Consider the following 21533-nt stretch of genomic DNA (forward strand, 5'->3'; position numbering starts at 1 on the left):
TACGGGTGAGATGGGTATATTATTGCTGTGTGCGCTGCAAGATGGCGCCGCGCATGGTCGACTTACGTCGTAGCTAGTCCTTGCCTAGTCCTTGGCCTGATCCTCAAGCCGGCCCAGGCTTTCCTGGCGTCCCAGCACGTCCAAAACCTCAAATATACCAGGCGACGTGGTGCGGCCAGTCAGCGCCGCCCGTAAGGGTTGGGCGACCGCGCCAAGCTTGAGACTATTTTCCTCGGCAAAGGCGCGCAGCGCGGCTTCCGCATTGGCCGCACTCCACGTCTCGACTTTCTCCAGCGCGGAATGAAGCTGGCCAATCAGCTTGCGGTTCTCGCCCGTCAGCAGCGCTGCCGCCTTCGGATCGAGCTCCAGCGGCCGGTCGGCGAAGATGAAATAGGCGCCGTCGATCAGTTCGATCAGCGTCTTGGCGCGCTCCTTCAGGGCCGGCATGGCCTTGAGCAGCTGCGCCCGCGTGGCGTCGTTTAACTTGGCCTTAAGCTCGTCGCGAGCGGGGACGACGTGGTCGAGCACGTCCTCGAACGCCTTCACGAGTGATTGATCGTCGGCGTGGCGGATGTAATGGCCGTTGAGGTTTTCCAGCTTGGCGAAATCGAAGCGGGCGGCGGCGCGGCCGACATTGGCGAGGTCGAACGCGGCGATCATCTCCTCGGTCGAAAAGATCTCCTGGTCGCCATGGCTCCAGCCGAGTCGGACGAGGTAGTTGCGGACCGCAGCCGGGAGGTATCCCAAGGCGCGGTAGGCATCGACGCCGAGCGCGCCATGCCGCTTGGACAGCTTTGAGCCGTCCGGTCCGTGGATCAGCGGGATGTGGGACATGCTCGGCAGCGCCCAGCCCATCGCATCGTAGATCTGCTTCTGGCGCGCGGCGTTGATCAGATGGTCGTCGCCGCGGATGACATGGGTGACGCCCATGTCGTGGTCGTCCACCACCACCGCGAGCATGTAGGTCGGGTTGCCATCGCCGCGCAGCAAGACGAGGTCGTCGAGGTTCTCGTTCTGCCAGACCACGCGGCCCTGGACCTGGTCCTCGATCACGGTCTCGCCGGTCTGCGGCGCGCGCAGGCGGATGGTCGGCTTGACGTCGGAAGGTGCAGTCGCCGGGTCGCGGTCGCGCCACAGGCCGTCATAGAGGCGGGTGCGGCCCTCGGCACGCGCCTTCTCGCGCATGGCGGTGAGCTCCTCGGCGGTGGCGTAGCAGCGGTAGGCCTTGCCATCGGCGAGCAGCTGCTCGGCGACCTCGCGGTGACGGGCGGCGCGGCTGAACTGGTAGATGACATCGCCATCCCAGCCGAGCTCCAGCCACTTCAATCCGTCGAGGATGGCGCCAATGGCGGCCTCGGTGGAGCGCTCCCGGTCGGTGTCCTCGATCCGGAGCAGCATCTTGCCGCCGTGCTTTTTCGCGTAGAGCCAGTTGAACAGCGCCGTGCGGGCACCCCCGATATGGAGGAAGCCGGTCGGGGAAGGAGCAAAGCGGGTGACGACGGGAGAGGTCATTCTTGGCAGGGCCTATGCATTGGAGGCGGTGGTATATAGCAGGACCGGCGCATAACTAAAGCCCGGCAGCGGACCTGCTAGGCCTTGGCGCGGCCACGCGAATTTGGCAGAAGAGCCGCTGATTTCCCTACAGGATTTTCGTAATGACAGAACCGGTGGCTGCTGAGGTTGGGCGCGATTTCATTCGTGACATCATCCAGGCCGACCTCGATCAGGCCAAGTACAAGGAGATCGTGACCCGGTTCCCGCCGGAGCCGAACGGCTACCTCCATATCGGCCACGCCAAGTCGATCGCGCTCAATTTCGGCATCGCCCAGGAATTTCCGGGCCGCTGCCATCTGCGCTTCGACGACACCAATCCGGTCAAGGAAGAGCAGGAATATATCGATTCCATCCAGGCCGACGTGCACTGGCTTGGCTACGACTGGGGCAAGAACCTGTTCTACGCCTCGGACTATTTCGACCGCCTCTATGAATGGGCGGAGAAGCTGATCCGCGACGGGCTCGCCTATGTCGACGACCAGTCCCAGGAGGAGATCCGTCTCGCGCGCGGCACGCTGACCGAGCCCGGCAAGAACTCGCCGTTCCGCGACCGCTCGGTGGACGAGAACCTCGACCTGTTCCGCCGCATGAAAGCCGGTGAATTCCCGAACGGCGCGCGCGTGCTGCGGGCCAAGATCGACATGTCCTCGGGCAACATCAATCTGCGCGATCCCGTGCTGTACCGTATCCTGCATGCGCACCATCCGCGCACCGGGACCAAGTGGAGCATCTATCCGAGCTACGACTATGCCCACGGTCAGTCGGACGCCATTGAAGGCATCACGCACTCGATCTGCACGCTGGAGTTCGAGGACCACCGTCCCCTCTATGACTGGTTCATCGAGAAGCTGCCAGTGCCGTCGAAGCCGCACCAGTACGAAATGGCACGGCTCAATTTGACCTACACCGTGTTGTCGAAGCGTGTGCTGACTCAGCTCGTCCGCGACGGCCATGTCGCCGGATGGGACGATCCGCGCATGCCGACCATGGCCGGCATGCGCCGCCGTGGCGTACCGCCGGCCGCCTTGCGCGAATTCATCAAGCGCATCGGCGTTGCCAAGGCCAACAGCGTGGTCGATGTCGGCATGCTCGAATTCTGCATCCGTGAGGAGCTGAACCGGACGTCGCAGCGGCGTATGGCGGTGCTGAAGCCGCTGAAGGTCGTGATCGAGAACTATCCGGAAGGGCAGACCGAGGAGCTCGAGGCGATCAACCATCCGGACGATCCCAGCGCGGGCACGCGGAAAATCACGTTCGGCCGGGAGCTCTATATCGAGCAGGACGATTTCATGGAGAACCCGCCCAAAAAATTCTTCCGCCTGTCGCCGGGCAACGAGGTGCGGCTGCGCTATGCCTATTTCGTCAAGTGCACAGGCGTGATCAAGAACGATGCCGGCGAAGTGGTGGAGCTGCGCTGCACCTACGACCCCGCGACCAAGGGCGGCAACGCGCCCGACGGCCGCAAGGTCAAGGCGACCATGCACTGGCTGCCGGCGGCGAATTCGGTGCCTGCGGAAATCCGCATCTACAACCAGCTCTTTGCGAACCCGAGCCCGGACGCCTCGAATTTCGCGGCCGACCTCAATCCGAATTCGCTGGAAATTCTGGCTGACGCGCGGATCGAGGCTTCGGTTGCGGAGAGCAATGCGACCGAACCGATGCAGTTCGAGCGCCAGGGCTATTTCGTGCGCGACAAGGACTCGTTGCCGGGCAAGCCGGTGTTTTCGCGCACCATCGGTCTGCGCGACACGTTCGCGAAGGAAGTCGCCAAGGGCTGAGGATTGAGGCATGTGCAGTGAGGCCGACGCCATCGTTTCCGCCGTCATCGCGAAATGGTGCGCCGGCTTCGCGACGCTCGATGCGACCTCGCTTTCGTCGCTCTATGCGAACAACGCGTTCTTCTTCGGCTCCAATCCAAAACTCTATCGGGGCAGGGGCGGCGTCGCCGACTATTTCAACGGCCTGCCGCGCTGGCGCCAGCCCAGCGCGGTGTTTTCCGAGGTCAACGCGGCGCAGGCCGGCCCTGACCTGATCAACATGGGCGCGATCGTTACGTTCGACCTCGCTGGCGAGCGCCCCGATCTCATCGTCAAGATGAGCTGGGTCATCATTCGCGAGGACGGCGACTGGAAGATCGTCAATCACCACGCCTCGGCGAAGGCGCCGCTGATCTGACGGGCCCGCCGCACACGGCGTCGTCATCTCGCGAAAGCAACGAACGCGCTTCCGGCGCGTTGAGGTGGATTCAAGCAAGGATCCCACCATGCAGAACATCGCAGAGCATATGGAAGTCATCGGCGCCGACGGCGTCCATGTCGGCACGGTCGACAAGGTCGAAGGCAACCGCATCAAGCTGACCAAGAAGGACAGCGGCGAGGGTAGCCACAAAGGGCACCATCACTTTATCGACAAGGGCCTCGTCGCCGATGTCGAGGGCAACAAGGTCCGGCTATCAGCCAAGGCGGCCGTTGCCGTGACGATGGAAGAGGAAAAGTAGGGTTTCGTCCTCTCCGTTCCTGATCCGTACCGCTATTCGCGCAGCCGCACGTTCCGGTAGCCTCCAGGCCAGTCGCATATCGTAAGGTGCAGGGAATGGCGGAGCCGGGCCGGCCAGTACGGTCCCAGGGTGTCGCGGGGACTTGGCCCGTTGGCCGGGCTGCGCCTGCCGGTGGCTTCGTGCCGGCGGGGTTCGACCTCTGGACGTCGCTGACCGAGACGCTACGCGAATGGGCGCGCGCCGAAGCGGGCGCCGGGCGGCTGTTGCCGTGGGTGCCCGTGGCCTTTGGCTGCGGCATTGCGCTTTATTTTGCCGCTGACCACGAGCCGGTGCTGTGGGTCGTCGCCGCGACGGCGGTAGCACTCATGCTCGGCGCGGTCCTGCTGCGGCGAAGCTGGTTGTTTGCCCCAGCAATCATGATTGCGGCGGTCGCGGCCGGTTTTGCCATGGCGACCTGGAAGACGGCGCGCATCGCGCACACCGTGCTGGCAAAGCCGCTGTATTCCGTCTCGCTGTCGGGCTTCGTCGAGACCCGCGATATCCGCGAGCGCACCGATCGGTTCGTGCTGCGCGTCACCGCGATGGAGGCGCAGCGCAGCGACGTGAAGCTCGAACGCGTGCGCCTGTCGGTGCGCAAGGGGACAGCGCCCGAGGTCGGCAGCTTCGTGCAGCTGAAGGCGCGGCTGATGCCGCCGCTCTCGCCTTCGCGGCCCGGCAGCTACGATTTCTCCCGCGACATGTTCTTCCAGGGCATCGGCGCCTCTGGTTTTGCCATGGGCGCGATCACGGTGGCGGCGCCGCCCGAGACCGGTGGCATCAGGCTGCGCTACGCCGCGATCATGCAGGGCCTGCGCGATGCGATCGACGCGCGCATCCGTGCCACGCTCGACGGCGACAACCGCGCGATCGCAACCGCGCTGCTGACGGGCCGGCGGGATGCAATCACCGCGCCCGTCAACGACGCGATGTTCGTCTCGGGCCTCGGCCACGTGCTCTCGATCTCCGGCTATCACATGGCGGTCGTTGCCGGCGTCGTGTTCTTCGCGGTGCGCGCGCTGCTCGCGCTGATCCCGGGACTGGCGGTCGGCTTCGCCATCAAGAAATGGTCGGCGGCTGCGGCGCTGGTTGCGGCTGCGTTCTACCTGTTGCTATCGGGCGCGGAGGTCGCGACGCAACGTTCGTTCTTCATGACAGCGGTGGTGCTGATCGCCGTGATGGTCGATCGCCGCGCCATCACTTTTCGCACGCTGGCGGTGGCTGCCCTGATCGTGCTGGCGGTGGCGCCGGAGGCGCTGGTGCATCCGAGCTTTCAGATGTCGTTTGCGGCAACGCTTGGGCTGGTCGCGCTGGTGCAGATCGGCATGCCGAACCTGTTCGCCTCGCCCGATCATTCGGCGACGGCGCGCATCGCGATGTGGGGCGGCCGCGAGATCGCCATGCTGTTTCTGGCCTCGCTGATCGCGGGGCTTGCGACCACGCCCTATGCCGCCTTCCATTTCCACCGCGTCACGCCCTACGGCGTGCTCGCCAATCTCGGTGCAATGCCGGTAGTCTCGGCGCTGGTGATGCCGGCAGGGCTATTGGGATTGCTCGCCGCGCCGTTCGGGCTGGATAGCCCGTTCTGGTGGCTGATGGGGATCGGCATCGACTGGATGATCGCGGTCACGCGCTGGGTGGCGGCGTTGCCCGGCGCAATCGGCAGCCTGCCGGCTTTCGGCATCGCGCCGCTGATCGCGGCCAGCCTCGGCATCATCGTGATGGGTCTGCTGCGCACGCCCTTGCGCTGGTCCGGCGCGCTGGTGCTGCTGGTGGCGATCGTCTGCGGGCTGTCGGTGCGGCAGCCCGACATCCTGATTTCCGGGGACGGCCAGAGCGTCGCGGTGCGGGGCAGGGACGGGCACCTGCATCTGATCAGGGCGAGCAAGGACAGCTTTCTGCTGAAGGAGTGGTTGGCCGCCGACGCCGATCGGCGCGATGCCGGTAGCAGCGCGCTCGCCGACGGCGTGTCGTGTGACGAGGCCGGCTGCGTGACCCCGCTCGCCGATGGGCGGCTGGTCGCGCTGGCCTTGCGCGTCGATGCGCTGGCGGACGATTGCAGCCGTGCCGCGCTGGTGGTGACGGTGCGCCCGGCGCCACCGAATTGCGCGGCAATGGTCGTCGATCGGCAGCGTCTTGCCGCGCAGGGGGCGCTGGCGCTGACGCAGCACGGCGATGGCTTTGCGGTTCAGGCGGTGAAAGCAAGAGGCACGGATCGCCCGTGGTCGCCGGCTGTCGCCGGCGAGGCCGGTTTCGGCGTAAGCCTAGCGCCGCAGGCTGCGGTGCCCCGCAACCGCGACGCGACGCCGTCAGAGGCCGATTTGCAGGCCGAGGATTGAGCCGATCGGCTACAGGTACCAGGCCAGCACCGCATCGAGCCCGGCGCTTCCGATCACCGGAAGGGCCACCATCTGGCTCAGGCCGGCTGCGCGAGCCTTAGCCGCCGCGATCGAACCGTCATGCGCGAGATCGTCGTTGAGCGCAGGCATGCCGGTGGCCCAGGCGCCGCCGATGCTGCCGTCGCCTTTGGCGATGGACTTGTTCGCATAGAGCGCGGCAAGGTCGGTCTGCGCGCTGCAATCGCCGTCGCGATAGACCAGCACCGAGCGGGCCTCGTTCGGGACCCAGATCTCGAAGCGCCGCGCAATTGGCGTTGCCTGCGCAGAGAGGAAGGTCAGCACCCAAGTCTGTTCAGTGTCAGTCTTCTCGCTGCCGGTCCGGTAGGGCACGCCGACGCCGAGATTGATCCCGACCTCGGCGGCCTCTTCCCAGCGCAGGAAACTCTTGGCGTTGTGCAGATCCCTGATGATCAGCGGCAGGCCGGCTTTCCAGGTGCGGCCGGGCAGGCCGAAACCACGTGGAAATCTGGTGTGGCGGGAGTTGAACTCGAACATGTCGGCGGTGCCATAGTAGCCATCCACGAGCGCCATCTCGTGGGAGGTATCGGGGTCGTTGTGCCAGAGCTCGATCGCGCCGACATGCGCCGCGTCATCGCCGCAGAACAGCACCATCACGGCTTGCAGGAATTCGCCTGCAAACACCGGCACCGCGACGCCGCAGGTGAGGCCAGCCGCGAGCGCCTGGTCGGTCCGCTTGAAGTAGGAGTTGGCGAATTTGGTGAGGATCACGGGGTGGCCGCTTGCCCAGGCCTTGCCGGGAAGGCCCTCGTCATAACCGAAGTGCAAGCCCTCGCTCACGGCCTTGAAGGCGGAGAGGCCCTCGTCGCCGTAGAGGCCCCCGCCGAATTCCAGCCGCGTGCGCGTGCTATCAGGCACCCAGAGTTCAACGACGCGAATGAAGGTTTTCATCGAACGTGCCCGCCGCCTCAAACTTGCGACAGCATCAGCCATTTGCTGGCGGAGCGGACGTTCAAAATTCAGGCAGGGCCGCGCAAACTTCGTGCGATCGGGAGGCGCGGCGGACCGGGATTTCCTGGAGACATAAAAACCACCACGTCGCCGGCCACGGCCGGCGATGGCGATTTCAATCCTGGCCCCGACCAGTGAGCCGGGGTAGCAGCGTCAGCCGATCGGCAGGCGTGGGATCGTCGGCCTGTCGGCAATGATCTCAGGCTTTTGCTCGCGCTCGCCGAGTGGCTGGGTCACCGGCAATTGCAGCACGGTTGCGCGCTGGCCTTCGACGAGCTGGGTCACCAGCACGTATTTGCCGTCGGGGAATTCGATCGCATCGTGATGGCGATCGGGAATGTGCGGATCGATCTTGCCGAACTTGCCGACGCGCGAATTGATGGTGCGCGTCCAGATCCAGCGATTGTCGTAACGGACGTTGTCGGCGAAAGCGAGCTCCGTTCCCGGCAGCAGGCAGACCGCGACGGACATGTCGACTTCGGAGGCGAAGCCGCGCGTCGAGGTGCCGCGGAAGGTTGTCGTGACGATGGTCTCGCCGACTTCTGCGGGACGCGTCGCGACGGCGTGCAGGCTGTAGTCACACATCGGGTGCTCCTCATTCGAAGATAGCAACCCGCGCCTCCTCTCGAGTCTCGAGGCGCAGGCCTCTATCAGAGTGGAAGCCTCCGATCATATGCGATTTTGAGGGCAAATCTGCGGCTTGGGTCCGTCGTCTGCAATCACAATATCTTTTTCAAATGCGCGAGGAACAAAGCCTGCTCCCGCGCATTTTGCGAGCCTTGACGTCAGCGGCCAGCAGGCGCCGACCAGCCCGAATATTGCCAGGCCGGCTGCGACGGCTGTTCAATCGCATTGCGGGCACTGCGGAATTGCTCGCCGGTCGCCTGTGGTGCCTTGCGAGCGCGGTGCTGCGACTGCGCGGCGAAGGCTTGGGGGGCTGATGCTGCGATCAGCGCCATCATGACTGTGCTCAAAACGATCTCGCGCATGGTTGTCTCCTCGGTCTCTGAAGCCCGCGAAGCGACGGGTGCTTCTTGCGGTGTGCCGAGGATGTAGCGCTGGAGAGGTGGCCGGATAATCTGTGCAAAACCAGAAAGACTATCCAGCCGGAGCGGACAATCGTCCGCGCCAATTTTGGATCGGCGATGCCGATCGAAAGCGCGCGGACGCGCTCAGTATTTTCGGTACAGCCCGATCAGCTTGCCTTGGATCTTCACCCGGTTGGGCGGCAGGATGCGGACCTCGTAAGCGGCGTTGGCCGGCTCGAGCGCGATCGAGGCGCCGCGGCGGCGGAAACGCTTCAGGGTCGCTTCCTCGTCGTCGATCAGCGCCACCACGATGTCGCCGGTGTCGGCGCTCTCGTTGCGCTGGATCAGCGCCATGTCACCGTCGAGGATGCCGGCCTCGACCATGGAGTCACCGCGGACTTCGAGCGCATAATGCTCGCCCGAACCGAGCATGTCGGGCGGCACGCTGATGGTGTGGCTGCGGGTCTGCAACGCCTCGATCGGCGTGCCGGCCGCGATACGGCCCATCACCGGCACGGCGACGGGACGCTCGCCCTCGTCAGCGGACGGGCTGGAGGTCGTGCGCACCTTGCCGAGATTGCCCTCGATGACGCTCGGCGTGAAGCCGCGGCGGCTGCCGGCGGCGGCCTGCAGCTCGGGCAGCTTGATCACCTCAATCGCGCGGGCGCGGTTGGGCAGGCGGCGGATGAAGCCGCGTTCCTCGAGCGCGGTGATCAGGCGATGGATGCCCGACTTCGAGCGCAGGTCGAGCGCGTCCTTCATCTCGTCGAAGGAGGGCGGCACGCCGCTTTCCTTCAGCCGTTCGCTGATGAACCGCAGGAGCTCGTATTGTTTGCGCGTTAACATCTCGACCAAAATCCCCCGGTTGATGTCGTTCGATTCCGAGACGCTGAATTCGGCAATAAGCCGCTACATGCTCGAAACAAATCATGAACGGACACTATATGTTCGATACATGTTCCGCAACTGCTTAATTTACCGTGAACGCGACAAAGTTCGCGGAACGCACGCGAACGAAGTGCTCAGACGGGCAGGCGCAACACCTCGCAAGGCGTGCCGGCCGCGGCCTTGGGCGCAAACGGCGCGCGCACGAGAAGTGCCTGTGCCGCAGCGAGATTCGCAAGCAGTGAGGAATCCTGGTGATTGACGGGGAGGGCGATGAGCGTGCCGTCGTCGCGCTCTTCCAGGCGCGCGCGCAGATAGTCCTCGCGCTGATCGTTGGCGCCGACGTCGCGGCCGAGCACCGCGCGTTCGCGGCGATGATGAATCATTGAACGGCCCGACAGCGCGCGAATCAGCGGCACCATGAACAGGAAGCCGCAAACATAGGATGACACGGGATTGCCGGGCAGGCCGATCACGCGCATCTCGCCGAGCCGGCCGTGCATCATCGGCTTGCCCGGCCGCATCGCGATCTTCCAGAACGCCATCGCGGTGCCTTCGTCCCCGAGCGCCTGCTGGACCAGATCGTGGTCGCCGACCGAAGCGCCCCCGGTCGTGATCAGGATATCGGCACCGCTCTCGCGGGCGCGGCGGATGCCGGCGGTGGTGGCGTCCAGCGTGTCGGCAGCAACGCCGAGATCGATGGTGTCGGCGCCTTCGCTGCGCGCGAGCGCGTGCAGGGCATAACCGTTGGAATAGACGATCTGGCCGGGACCCGGTGCGGCGCCGGGCATCACCAGCTCATCACCGGTGGCGAGGATGGCGACCTTCGGACGGCGGTGGACAGCGAGGTACGGGTGGTTCATGCCTGCGGCGAGCGCGAGGTCGCGCTCGGTCAGCCGGGCGCCCTTGCGCAAGAGCACGTCGCCTTCCGAGAAATCGACGCCCGCAGGGCGGATGTGCCGCCCTGTGACGGCGGCTTCCTTGATCGTAATACGCTTGCCGTCGGCGACCGTGTCCTCCTGGATCACAACCGCGTCGGCGCCATCGGGAACGACGCCACCAGTGAAGATCCGCACCGCTTCGCCTGTGCCGACCGATCCCGCAAACGGCCGCCCCGCCGCAACCTCGCCGATCATCGTCAGTTGGGCATCGATCTTCGCCGCATCGGCCGCGCGCACCGCATAGCCGTCCATCGCAGACATCGCCTGCGGCGGCTGGGTGCGCCGCGCCGCAACGTCGCGCGCGAGCACGCGATGGAAGGCAGCGTCGAGGGCAATGGTCTCTTCAGGCAGCGGTTCTGCGCCAGCCAGCACCGCGGCAAGCGCGTCAGAAACCGGCATCAGGGCCACGGGTGAAAACTCCTGCTTGGCCCGTTCGGGCAAATCGGCGGCGAGAGTTCTAGCCGAGTGCAGGCGCGGAGGCAAAACGGGGCGCGCGCAGGATGATTTATCCTGCATCAGCTGTTCGGCGGGGAGGGCAAGCGTCAACTCCGCCGCGGCATGATCCGGAAGGCGAGACAGACCGGCACGAGGATGGCCACGGCGAGGACGAGAAAAACGAGCGCCACGGCCAGCATCGGTCGGTCCCTGGCTACTTGTACGGACTGACGTCCGGCGCCGCGGGGCCTTGATCTTTGTCGGGCAGCGGATCGGCCTGCGATTTCAGGTCGGCGGCCTTGCTGATCAGCTTAGCGGAAAGCTCAGAATCCGAAGTGGTTCTGGCGAATTTCATCAGCAGGGAGGCCTGCTTGGTGAGGTAGGTTTTGCCCAACACGACGATAGACCCGATGTGTAATTCCCAACGGACTCATGAGTCCTGAGAGGGGCATTCGTTCCCGGAACTTTGTATAAAAATGCACAAAGGGCCTTGGTTCCGTGGCTCCCGGTGAAATAGTTCCGGGAGGCCCGCCGGAGGCCTGCGTCAGATGCCCAGGGCCCGGAGCGCGTTCCCGACATCGCGCGGCGAGGTCACATGCACCGCGGTCAAGCCGCGTGCCCGCGCGCCCTCGATGTTCTCGGCGAGGTCGTCGAAGAACACGATCCGATGCGCCGGCACGCCCATGGCGGCGACCACGTGGTCGAAAGCTTCCGCATCCGGTTTGCGCAGGCCGATGCTGGACGACAGGTACAGCTTGCGGAAATGGCCGAGCAGGTCGGCGTATTCCTTCGAGAAATGGTCCACATGCGGCCGGTTGGTGTTGGAGAAGGCATAGAGCGGCATTCGCTTCGCCGCACGCGGCAGCAACTCGGCGATGTCAGGCATCTCGCCGGCGAAGATCGCGTTCCAGCCCTCCAGGAACTGCGCGTCTGAAATGCCGATTCCGAGCGATGAGCGCAGCGAGGCGAAATAGTCCGCATCGCTGATCTTGCCCATCTCGTGCAGCCGATACGCTTCGCTGTCGCGCACGAAGCGCGCGACGATGGCTTCTGGCTTGCAGCCCGCATGTTGCGCCCAGCAGGCGATCGCCTTGGAGAAATCGATGTCGAGCACGACGCGCCCGAGATCGAACAGAAGCGCATCCGCGCTGCCGGGAGAGAGCGAGGTCACCTGCATCCTTTCACTCAGTAGCGATACGGGTCGTGGTCGAACAGTGGGAACGCGCTGAACACGCTCGGCGCATTCGTCGCGGCGGCCGGGTGCAGGCAGGCCTTGTCGACCTCGGCGAACGAGGTGGCGCCCAACAGGCCGAGGCAACGCAGCACCTCGTCCTCCAGCAGCTCCAGCATCCGCGTCACGCCGGCTTCGCCGTTGGCCGCAAGGGCCCAGCATTGCAGCCGGCCGATGCCGACGAGGTCGGCGCCCGCGGCGATCGCCTTGACGATGTCGGTGCCGCGGCAGATGCCGCCATCGACCATGATTTTTGCTCGGCCCTTCACCGCGTCGACGATCTCGGGGAGCACGTGCATGGCGCCGCGGCCGTGATCGAGCTGACGGCCGCCATGGTTGGAGACGTAGATCCACTCGACGCCGTGATCGACCGCGATCTGGGCGTCCTCGGCCGTGGCGATGCCCTTGAGGATCAGCGGAATCTTGAACTTGTCCTTGATCATCTTCACGGTCCGCCATTCCAGGCCCTTCTGGAAGTCGCCGCCGGTGGCGCGCAGGCGGCTCTCGCGAACATAGCGCTTGGCGATGTCGCGTTCGCGACGACTGTAATGGGCGGTGTCGACGGTCAGGCAGAACGCGGCATAGGCGTTCTTCTCGGCGCGGCTGACGACATCGGCGACGAAGGCGTCATCGCCGCGGACATAGAGCTGATAGAGGCGCAGCGCATCGGGGGCGGCCTCGGCTGTCTTCTCCAGGCCCGGCTCGGACACCGAGCTCAGCATGTGCGCCGCACCAAAGGTGCCGCAGGCGCGCGCGACGCTGGCGGCGCCATCCGGATCGAAGATCTCGAGTGCGCCGACAGGGGCCAGCATCACCGGCAGGCGCATCGTGCGCCCGAACTGCGCGACCGAGCCGTCGATCTTGCGCACGTCGCGCAGCACACGGGGCCGGAAGGCAATCTCGTCCAGCGCCATGCGGTTGCGGCGCATCGTGGTCTCGGTCTCGGCGGCGCCGACGATATAGTCCCAGGCGTTCTGGTTGAGGTTGGAGCGCGCTTTCCGGATGAATTCGTGCAGGTTCTGGAATGGCTCGGTGCTGGCGCCGAGTTCGACATTCCTTTCCGGCTGGATGCGGGCCGCTTCGTTCATTGTTGTCCTCCCGAGAATTTGAAGCCTTATTGTCATCGCCTATCGCGTCCGGCCCTCCAAAACCATCCTAAAATCGCATAGCTGAGAAGCGTGGGTCGGGCCGGATCGTTTCCCGCTTTGCGCGAAACGGTTCGGAACGTTGCCAAAAGTTTAGGCCCGGGCGAAGGGATTTTTGCGGTGCACCCGCCGGCGTGGCATCCCGGCCTTGAAGAAACCTGAATGGTATTGTGAACAACGGGCTGGATCGCCATTTGCATTGCGCGTCGCAAGCCCAAGCAAAGCTCCAAGCAAGAAGGCCAGCCTATCCATGCGGAAAACCCTGCTGTTCCCCCTGGGCGCGCTCACCGGAGTGTGTCTGACCCTTCTGGTATCCGGTCCGCAGGGCGGACTATGGGCGGCGAGGGCGGCGGCAGGCGCGGACGATGCCTATTCCCAGCTCAATTTGTTCGGCGAAGTGTTCGAGCGGGTGAAGGCGAGCTATGTCGAGAAGCCCGATAATGCCAAGCTGATCGAAGGCGCGATCACGGGCATGGTGACCTCGCTCGATCCGCATTCGCGCTACATGAACGACAAGGCCTGGACCGAAATGCAGGAGACCACCTCCGGCGAGTTCGGCGGCCTCGGCATCGAGGTCACGATGGAGGAGGGCCTCGTCAAGGTCGTCTCGCCGATCGACGAGACGCCGGCCTCGAAGGCCGGCATCATGTCCGGCGACCTCATCAGCAAGATCGACGGCGAGGCCGTGCAGGGCATGACGCTCGAGCAGGCCGTCAACAAGATGAAGGGCCCGGTCGACACCCAGACCAAGCTCACCATCGTGCGCAAGGGCGCCGACGCCCCGCTCGATGTCGCGATCAAGCGCGAGATCATTCATGTGCGTCCGGTGCGCTTCCACGTCGAGAACGGCGACATCGGCTATATTCGCGTCACCTCGTTCAACGAGCAGACCACCGACGGCCTGAAGAAGGCGATCGCGTCGATCTCCAAGGATGTCCCGCCGGAGAAGCTCGTCGGCTACGTGATGGACCTGCGCAACAATCCGGGCGGTCTGCTCGATCAGGCCGTGTCGGTGTCGAGCGCCTTCCTTCAGCGCGGCGAGGTCGTCTCGACCCGCGGCCGCAATCCGGAAGAGACCCAGCGCTTCACCGCCCATGGGGGCGACCTCACCAAGGGCAAGCCGCTGGTGATTCTGGTCAACGGCGGCTCTGCTTCGGCCTCCGAGATCGTGGCCGGCGCGCTGCACGACCACAAGCGCGCGACCATCATCGGCACGCGCTCGTTCGGCAAGGGCTCGGTGCAGACCATCATTCCGCTCGGCGCCGGCAATGGCGCGCTGGCGCTGACCACGGCGCGCTACTACACGCCGTCGGGCCGCTCGATCCAGGCCCAGGGCATCGCGCCCGACATCGAGATCCTCCAGGACGTGCCGGCGGAGCTGAAGGGCCGCATGGACACCATGGCGGAGTCGCAGATGCGCGGCCATCTGCAGGCCGCCGACGGCACCGAGCAGACCGGATCGCAGTCCTACGTCCCGCCGGAAGAGAAGGACGACAAGGCCCTGCACACGGCCTACGACTTCCTTCACGGCCAGACCGCGAATGCGGTGGCCGCCAAGCCCGCGCCGAAGGGTGCGGTGCCGAACTAGGCTTTACGACCTCAAGACACCGATCGCCCGGGAGTGGATCACCGCTCCCGGGCGATTTCGTTTCGGGACGTTGCCTCAGCCTGGATTCATCGCCGCAAAGGTCGCCTCGTAACGGCCGTCGCGCTCGGCCCAGCGGCGGGCGCGGTCGCGTTCGACCAGCACTTCATTGCGGGGATGAACGCGTAGCTCCAGCAATTGCATGACCTCGGCAATATACGCATCGAGCGGCATTGCGCGCGCGTCGCTCGCCTGTTGCTCGCCGGTGAGCTCGGTCTGCACATAAGGTGGTGCGAGCTCCAGCACCTCGACCGGGATCTTGCGGAGCTGGTGCCGCAGCGACTGGAGCCAGGAGTGCAGGAACGCCTTGCTGGCGCAGTAGGCCGGGAAGTCGGCGCGGGGCACGAAGGCGAGGTTCGAGCTGGTCGCCATGATCGTCGCGTTTGGCCGCCGCTTCAGGAGCGGCAGGAAGGCTGCGGTCACGCGAAGCACGCCGAGAATGTTGGTCGCGACGATGGCTTCCGCATCGGCGGCGTTCCAGCTCTCGGCTGTCATGTCCTCCGGCCGCGAGATGCCGGCGTTGGCGATCAGCACGTTGAGTTCGGGGAAGCGTTGTCGAACCTCGACCGACAGGCGCGGCAGGTTCGAGGGATCGTCGAGGTCGAGCGGCAGGCCGATCAGGCCAGGGCGGTCAGCCGTGATCTGATCGAGCAGGGCCTGCCGTCGCCCCGTGACAATGACGCGATTGCCGCGATCGTGGAAAGCCTCGGCCAGCGCGCGGCCGATGCCACTGGTCGCGCCGGTGACGAGGATCGTGTTGCCGGTCATCTTCATGGTTGCCTCTCAATGGAGTTGAAGCCACGGCAACCTTGGAAACCCCAGCGGCGGGCAGCCCGGAGAAGACGGCAAACATTCCCGGCGCGCGTCAGCTTCGCCAGAATAGACGTCTTGAACGGACGAGGATTCGCAAACAGGGAGAGTGAGGGCATGACCGTGGCGTCTCGTGAATCGAGAACTCCCAGCCGGGATCCTCTCGACAAAGGACGCGTTGGATGACGGTAACGCCTACGGCAGCGGCGTCTCACGCAGCTGCAAGTGCTGAAATACTTGGGCCTGATGTCTCCGTCAAGCGCAACGGGCGGGCCGAGGACCTAGCTCGCCTCGCGGCGGCGGCTTCCCTCGCCGCCGCGCTGGGCGAGACGGCTGCGATGCAGCGCGAACAGCTCCAGCACCTTGTCGGCCGGCTTTGCGGCGCTGAACAGATAGCCCTGCATCTCGGAACAGCCGAGTGCGCGCAGCAGGCGCTGCTGCTCCTCGGTCTCGACGCCCTCGGCCGTGGTGGTCATGCGGCGGGCGGCCGCCAGATTGACGACGGCCTGCACGATGCTGGCGGAACCGTCGGGGCCGGCGATGTCGTTGACGAAGCAGCGGTCGATCTTGATCTTGTCGAACGGGAAGCGGTGCAGGTAGCTCAGCGAGGAATAGCCGGTGCCGAAATCGTCGAGCGCGATGCGCACGCCGATGGCGCGAAGCTGGTGCAGGATCGCCAATGCCGTGTCGTCGTCGCGGATCAGCACCGCCTCGGTGATCTCGAGCTCGAGCCGGCTCGCCGGCAAATTGGACGCGGCGAGCGCCGACATGATCTTGAGTGCCAGCGTGCCGCTCTTGAACTGCACCGGCGAGACGTTGACGGCGAGGCGGATGTCGTCGGGCCAGTTCGCGGCGTCGCGGCAGGCGGTCGCCAGCACCCATTCGCCGATCTCGTTGATCAGGCCGGTGTCCTCGGCGATCGGGATGAATTCGGCCGGCGAGACCATGCCGCGTTCTGGATGGTGCCAGCGCACCAGCGCCTCGCAGCCGGTGATGCGGTCGTCCTTCAGGCCGAGGCAAGGCTGGTAATAGACCTCGAGGCCGCCTTCGAGCCCGCCTCGGGCGATGGCGTGGCGCAGGTCGATCTCGAGCTGCCGCCGCTCGCGCACCTTGGCATCCATCTCCGGCTCGAAGAAGCGGTAGGTGCGGCGACCGGCGGCCTTGGCGGCGTACATCGCCATATCAGCGTTCTTCAGGATCTGGTCCAGCACCGTGCCGTGTCCCGGCGCCAGCGCGATGCCGATACTGGCGTCGATGGTGAGATGGTGACCCATGCAGTCGAACGGCGTGCGAATGGCGTGGAAGACCCGGGCGACGAGATCGTTGACCTGGTCCTGCGACGTCACCGCGCTCTGCACGACGGCAAATTCGTCGCCGCCGAGCCGCGCCACGAAATCCCCCGGGCCCGCGCAGGAGCTGAGCTTCTCCGCGACCGACTTCAGGAGCTCGTCGCCGACGAGATGGCCGAGCGCGTCGTTGACGCCCTTGAACTCGTCGATGTCGATGTAATGCACCGCGATCTCTTCGCCGCCGGCGATGGCGGCCAGCTCCTGCCGCAGATGCTCGTGGAACATGGCGCGGTTGGGCAGGTCGGTCAGCGCGTCGTAATGGGCGAGGTGGGTGATGCGCTCCTCGATGCGCCTGCGCTCGGTGATGTCTTCGTGCGTCGCCACCCAGCCGCCGTCCGCGAGCGGTTCGTTGAGGATCTGGATCGAGCGCCCGTCCGAGGTGTCGACCACCATGGAGTTGCGGACATGGATGTCGCGCAGCACACGAACGACATAGTCGTCGATGTCGCCGGTGAACGATCCCGTCGTCTTGCGATGGGCGATGATGTCGCGGAAGCTCGAGCCGGGCCTCACCACGTCGGGCGACAGGCCGTACATCTCGATGTAGCGGTGATTGCACACGACGAGCCGCCGCTCGGCGTCGAACAGCAACAGGCCCTGGGTCATGTTGTTGACGGCACGGTCCAGGCGCAGCTTTTCCAGCGTCAGCCGCTCCCGCGAGAGGCGGTGCTGCTCCAGAAGCTTGCGCACGATCGCGATCAGTACACCGGCGATGGCGAGCGCGGACGAGGCGGCGACCGAGATCAGGATGCCGATCTGCTCGCGCCAGTCCGTCAGGGCCGCCGCACGCGTCGTGGTGGCCATCATCAGGATCGGGAAGTGGGGCAGAGCGCGCGAGGAGATCAGGCGGTCCTCGCCGTCGACCGGGCTCATGAAGCGTCCGGCGAAATGGTCGAGCCCGAAGACCCGCTGCTGCTCGAACGGGCCGTTCCTGAAATTCCGTCCCATCAGCTCGCTGGAATGCGGATAGCGGGCGAGCAGCGTGCCGTCACGATGCAGCATGGAGATCGTCGCGCCCTCGCCGAGCACGACCGACTCGAAGAATTTCTCGAAATTGGTGGGTTCGATGCCGCGCCCGACCACACCCATGAATTCGCCATTCGGTCCGACAATCTTGCGGACGATCAGAATGGTCCATTCGCCGGAGATGCGGCTGTGCAGCGGTTCGATCAGCACGTCGGGCGCATTAGGATCATACCGGAAGGTACGGAAATAGGCGCGATCGGCGACGTTCACTTTCGGGGCCGGCCACGTTGTCGACGAGTTGATCAGATTGCCGTCGGCATCGATGACGTTGACCCCGCCCATATAGGGCAACGCCTCGATCTTCGAGCGCAGCAGCCGGTGGATGTCCTGGCCGGAAAGGCGCTTACGATAGTCGTCAGTGCTGGCAACGCCGATCGCGCGGACGTGGTCGACGAAATCCTTCTGGATGACCGCGAAATCCTGCAATTGCTGATCGAAATGATGGGCGAGCATCAGCACGGTGTTTTCCAGCTCGCGGCCGGAGTTGCGCAGCGCGCGCTCGCGGAAATTCTGCGCCATCAGGACTGAGCCGATGGCGATTGCCGCGATCAGCAGCGTGCCGCCGACCACCAGCCAGCGGATCGGTCCGTTGCGTGCGAACGCCTGGTCAAAAAGGCGACTACCGTATTTCGTCATCATGTCGATAATTGCCGTGCACACGTCAGGATCGATTCTTGATCCCCACAACACCCGTTGGTTTACGGAAACGATGTGGAGGCAAAGTTAGGAAGCGCGGTTAATGCGACATGAATTGAAACGAACAAAAGCAATCGATGCGCGGGATTCAAGACGTGCAGGAATTGCCGCACGGCCTCCGCGATGCCGGTCAATTCCTGCCGGTCACGCGATGGTCAACCAGGGCTTAACCATCTAACATGCTGACGATCCTGACGTCGGCATTGGCACGTGATTTGCGATCACGCTTGCCAACGACACGGAGAGGATACGATTATGAAAAACGTTTTGAAGGATTTCGTTGCCGACGAATCCGGTGCGACCGCCATCGAATACGGCCTGATCGCTGCCGGCATCGCGCTTGCGATCATCGCCGTGGTCAACAATCTCGGCTCGACGCTGAAGCTGAAATTCGGATCGATCAGCACGTCGCTGAAATAATCGCGATCAGAGCGTTTTCGAGCGAAGTGGGTACCGGTTCGCGTCAAGAAAACGCGTCAAAACAAAACCTAGAGTGCCGTTCCGATGCAATCGGAACGGGCCTCTAGGCGCGGTAATGGCCGGACTTGCCGCCGAGCTTCTCGACGAGATGGATGCCCTCGATGCGCACGCCGCGCTCCACTGCCTTGATCATGTCGTAGATGGTGAGGCAGGCGACCGACACCGCGGTCAGCGCCTCCATCTCGACGCCGGTGGGACCTGTGACCTTCACGCTTGCACGGACCAGGCAGCCCGGCAGCTTGGTGTCGGGCTCGATGTCCACCGTGACCTTCGACAGCGCGAGGGGATGGCAGAGCGGGATCAATTCCGAGGTACGCTTGGCGGCCATGATGCCGGCGATGCGTGCGGTGCCGAGTACGTCGCCCTTCTTGGCATTGCCCGAGACAATCAGATCGAGCGTCGCCCTGGTCATGACGACGCGGCCTTCCGCGACCGCAAGCCGTTCGGTCGCCGCCTTGTCCGAGACGTCGACCATCCGCGCCTCGCCGGAGGCGCCGATATGGGTGAGGGCAGGGCCGGCCTTGGATGGCCTGGTCTTTGCCGGCTTGCGCGCCATCAGCGCGTGCCTGTGGCGCGCGTCGTCTCGCGTGCGAGCAGCGTGCGCGTGGCGGCAGTGACGTCGGCCTGCCGCATCAGGCTTTCGCCGACCAGGAAGGTCGTTATGCCGACCCGCTCGAGCCGGGCGATATCCGCGGGCGTGAAGATGCCGCTCTCGCCGACCATCAGCCGCTCGCTTGGGATCAGTGGCGCCAGCGCTTCGCTGGTCGCAAGCGTGGTCTCGAAAGTGCGCAAATTGCGGTTGTTGACGCCGATCATCGGCGAACGCAGTTTTAGCGCGCGGTCGAGTTCGGCGCGGTCGTGGATCTCGATCAGCACATCCATGCCGTAGGCAATGGCGGCGTCTTCCAGATCCCTGGCGGTGGCATCATCGAGCGCATCCATGATGATCAGGATGCAATCGGCGCCATGCGCGCGTGCCTCGACCACCTGATAGGTGTCGAACAGAAAATCCTTGCGCAGCACCGGCAGCGACGTCGCCGCACGCGCGGCCACCATGAAGTCGAGATGGCCCTGGAACGAGGGCGTATCCGTCAACACGGAAAGGCAGGCGGCGCCGCCGGCCTCATAAGCCCTGGCGAGCTGTGGCGGATCGAAATCCGCGCGGATCAGCCCTTTCGACGGCGAGGCCTTCTTGACCTCGGCGATCAGCGCGTAATCGCCATTGGCGTGCTTGGCCCTGATGGCGCGTACGAAGCCGCGCGGCGCGGGTTGCGCCTTGGCCGCCGCTTCGACGGAAGAGAGCGGCTGCGCGCGCTTGGCGGCTGCAATCTCCTCGCGCTTGTACGCTTCGATCTTGGTCAGGATGTCCGACATGTCAGGCTCAGCCGTTGGAGACTGCGATCAGATGCTTGAGCCGCGCGCTGGCAGCACCGCTATCGAGCGACTTTGCGCCGATCGCAACACCTTCCCTGAGGTCCTTGGCGCGACCCGCCACGACCAGCGCGGCGGCGGCGTTTATCAGGGCGACGTCGCGATAGGGGCTCGGCTTGCCGTCGAGCACGCTTTGCAGCGCGATCGCATTGGCGTCGGCGTCGCCGCCCTTCAGCGCTCCGGCCTCGCAGCGCGGCAGGGCCGCGTCCTCCGGCGTGACCTCGAAATTCCGGATCTCGCCATTGTGGAGCGCGGATACGAAAGTCGGGCCGGTCAGGGTGATCTCGTCGAGGCCATCGGAGCCGTGCACGACCCAGGCGGATTCGGCGCCGAGGTTTTTGAGCACTTGCGCCAGCGGCTGCACCCACTGCCTGGAGAATACGCCGACCATCTGCCGCTTCACGCCGGCCGGGTTGGAGAGGGGGCCGAGCAGGTTGAAGATCGTGCGGGTGGCGAGTTCGACCCGGGTCGGGCCGACATTCTTCATGGCGGGGTGATGCGCAGGAGCGAACATGAAGCCGATGCCGCATTCGCGCACGCAGCGCCCGACCTGCTCCGGCCTGAGGTCGATCTTCACGCCGAGCGAAGCCAGCACGTCGGCGGCGCCCGAGCGGGACGACAGCGCGCGGTTGCCGTGCTTGGCGACCGGCAGGCCTGTGCCCGCGACGATGAAGGAGGCGCAGGTCGAGACGTTGACCGAGCCGGAGCCGTCACCGCCGGTGCCGACGATGTCGACGGCGTCAGGCGGTGCCGTCACGGTCAGCATCTTGGAGCGCATCGCCGTGACCGCGCCGGTGATCTCGTCCACGGTCTCGCCGCGCACCCTGAGCGCCATCAACAGGCCGCCCATCTGCGAGGGCGTGGCCTCGCCCGACATCATGGCGTCGAAAGCGGAAGCAGCTTCCTCACGCGACAGGCTGGCGCCGGTCGCCACTTTTCCAATGATCGATTTCAGGTCGTCCATCGCGTGCTTTCA

20 protein-coding genes are annotated in these 21533 nt (G+C 65.1%); 6 read left to right on the plus strand and 14 right to left on the minus strand.

Going from position 1 to position 21533, the window contains the following annotated elements:
* Positions 1–84: 84 nt before the first annotated feature.
* On the minus strand, positions 85–1512 hold the full coding sequence (gltX, locus tag B5V03_RS17445) for a glutamate--tRNA ligase (protein WP_129271642.1): 1428 nt from the start codon (positions 1510–1512) through the stop codon (positions 85–87).
* Positions 1513–1655: 143 nt separating this feature from the next.
* Between gltX and B5V03_RS17450 the strand changes: the two genes are divergently transcribed.
* The 4 genes from B5V03_RS17450 to B5V03_RS17465 all read left to right on the plus strand — a co-directional run bounded on the left by B5V03_RS17450 (position 1656) and on the right by B5V03_RS17465 (position 6426).
* Positions 1656–3332 (plus strand): glutamine--tRNA ligase/YqeY domain fusion protein, encoded by a 1677-nt coding sequence (locus B5V03_RS17450; RefSeq protein ID WP_129271643.1) that lies wholly within the window; start codon positions 1656–1658, stop codon positions 3330–3332.
* 10 nt (positions 3333–3342) lie between these two features.
* Complete coding sequence (locus tag B5V03_RS17455; RefSeq protein ID WP_129271644.1) at positions 3343–3729, plus strand: nuclear transport factor 2 family protein; 387 nt, start codon at positions 3343–3345, stop codon at positions 3727–3729.
* An 88-nt stretch (positions 3730–3817) separates the two neighbouring features.
* Positions 3818–4051, plus strand: a complete 234-nt coding sequence (locus B5V03_RS17460; protein ID WP_129271645.1) for a DUF2171 domain-containing protein — start codon at positions 3818–3820, stop codon at positions 4049–4051.
* A gap of 95 nt (positions 4052–4146) precedes the next feature.
* The gene (locus tag B5V03_RS17465) at positions 4147–6426 is read left to right on the plus strand and encodes a ComEC/Rec2 family competence protein (protein ID WP_129271646.1); all 2280 of its coding nucleotides are present in this window, start codon (positions 4147–4149) and stop codon (positions 6424–6426) included.
* Positions 6427–6435: 9 nt separating this feature from the next.
* Here B5V03_RS17465 and B5V03_RS17470 read toward each other — a convergent pair whose 3' ends face one another.
* The 8 genes from B5V03_RS17470 to B5V03_RS17505 all read right to left on the minus strand — a co-directional run bounded on the left by B5V03_RS17470 (position 6436) and on the right by B5V03_RS17505 (position 13063).
* Positions 6436–7395, minus strand: coding sequence for a GAF domain-containing protein (locus B5V03_RS17470; protein WP_129271647.1), 960 nt, complete (start codon positions 7393–7395; stop codon positions 6436–6438).
* A gap of 213 nt (positions 7396–7608) precedes the next feature.
* Positions 7609–8040, minus strand: coding sequence for a hypothetical protein (locus B5V03_RS41505; RefSeq protein WP_164988088.1), 432 nt, complete (start codon positions 8038–8040; stop codon positions 7609–7611).
* Positions 8041–8240: 200 nt separating this feature from the next.
* Positions 8241–8444 (minus strand): hypothetical protein, encoded by a 204-nt coding sequence (locus B5V03_RS17480; RefSeq protein WP_129271648.1) that lies wholly within the window; start codon positions 8442–8444, stop codon positions 8241–8243.
* Between the two features lie 183 nt (positions 8445–8627).
* A complete protein-coding gene (lexA, locus tag B5V03_RS17485; protein WP_129271649.1) occupies positions 8628–9329 on the minus strand; it encodes a transcriptional repressor LexA in 702 nt (233 codons plus the stop codon).
* A gap of 176 nt (positions 9330–9505) precedes the next feature.
* Positions 9506–10717 carry a molybdopterin molybdotransferase MoeA gene (locus B5V03_RS17490; RefSeq protein ID WP_129271650.1) on the minus strand — a complete coding sequence of 404 codons (1212 nt, stop codon included), beginning with the start codon at positions 10715–10717 and terminating at the stop codon, positions 9506–9508.
* A gap of 241 nt (positions 10718–10958) precedes the next feature.
* Positions 10959–11141, minus strand: a complete 183-nt coding sequence (locus B5V03_RS17495) for a hypothetical protein (RefSeq protein ID WP_129271651.1) — start codon at positions 11139–11141, stop codon at positions 10959–10961.
* Between the two features lie 147 nt (positions 11142–11288).
* A complete protein-coding gene (locus tag B5V03_RS17500) occupies positions 11289–11921 on the minus strand; it encodes an HAD family hydrolase (RefSeq protein ID WP_164988089.1) in 633 nt (210 codons plus the stop codon).
* Between the two features lie 8 nt (positions 11922–11929).
* Complete coding sequence (locus B5V03_RS17505) at positions 11930–13063, minus strand: alpha-hydroxy acid oxidase (protein ID WP_129271652.1); 1134 nt, start codon at positions 13061–13063, stop codon at positions 11930–11932.
* Between the two features lie 307 nt (positions 13064–13370).
* Here B5V03_RS17505 and B5V03_RS17510 point away from each other — a divergent pair, with 307 nt between their 5' ends.
* Positions 13371–14708, plus strand: a complete 1338-nt coding sequence (locus B5V03_RS17510; protein ID WP_129271653.1) for a S41 family peptidase — start codon at positions 13371–13373, stop codon at positions 14706–14708.
* 75 nt (positions 14709–14783) lie between these two features.
* On the opposite strand, the gene B5V03_RS17515 is transcribed toward B5V03_RS17510, so the two are convergent.
* Both B5V03_RS17515 and B5V03_RS17520 read right to left on the minus strand, forming a co-directional pair.
* On the minus strand, positions 14784–15539 hold the full coding sequence (locus tag B5V03_RS17515; protein ID WP_129271654.1) for an SDR family oxidoreductase: 756 nt from the start codon (positions 15537–15539) through the stop codon (positions 14784–14786).
* Between the two features lie 317 nt (positions 15540–15856).
* A complete protein-coding gene (locus tag B5V03_RS17520) occupies positions 15857–18589 on the minus strand; it encodes a bifunctional diguanylate cyclase/phosphodiesterase (RefSeq protein WP_164988107.1) in 2733 nt (910 codons plus the stop codon).
* A gap of 312 nt (positions 18590–18901) precedes the next feature.
* On the opposite strand from B5V03_RS17520, the gene B5V03_RS17525 reads away from it, so the two are divergent.
* A complete protein-coding gene (locus B5V03_RS17525) occupies positions 18902–19066 on the plus strand; it encodes a Flp family type IVb pilin (protein ID WP_129271656.1) in 165 nt (54 codons plus the stop codon).
* Between the two features lie 103 nt (positions 19067–19169).
* On the opposite strand, the gene moaC is transcribed toward B5V03_RS17525, so the two are convergent.
* From moaC to trpD, 3 genes are read right to left on the minus strand one after another with little or no spacing between them, the layout of a single operon-like run.
* Positions 19170–19682, minus strand: a complete 513-nt coding sequence (gene moaC, locus B5V03_RS17530) for a cyclic pyranopterin monophosphate synthase MoaC (protein ID WP_129271657.1) — start codon at positions 19680–19682, stop codon at positions 19170–19172.
* A complete protein-coding gene (trpC, locus tag B5V03_RS17535) occupies positions 19682–20500 on the minus strand; it encodes an indole-3-glycerol phosphate synthase TrpC (protein WP_129271658.1) in 819 nt (272 codons plus the stop codon). Before trpC ends, moaC begins: the two co-directional genes overlap by 1 nt.
* 7 nt (positions 20501–20507) lie before the next feature.
* Positions 20508–21521: an anthranilate phosphoribosyltransferase gene (gene trpD / locus B5V03_RS17540; RefSeq protein ID WP_129271659.1), complete on the minus strand. Its 1014-nt coding sequence runs from the start codon at positions 21519–21521 to the stop codon at positions 20508–20510.
* Between the last annotated feature and the right edge of the window lie 12 nt (positions 21522–21533).

It is taken from the genome of Bradyrhizobium betae (assembly GCF_004123905.1).
Taxonomy (GTDB): Bacteria; Pseudomonadota; Alphaproteobacteria; order Rhizobiales; family Xanthobacteraceae; genus Bradyrhizobium; species Bradyrhizobium betae_A.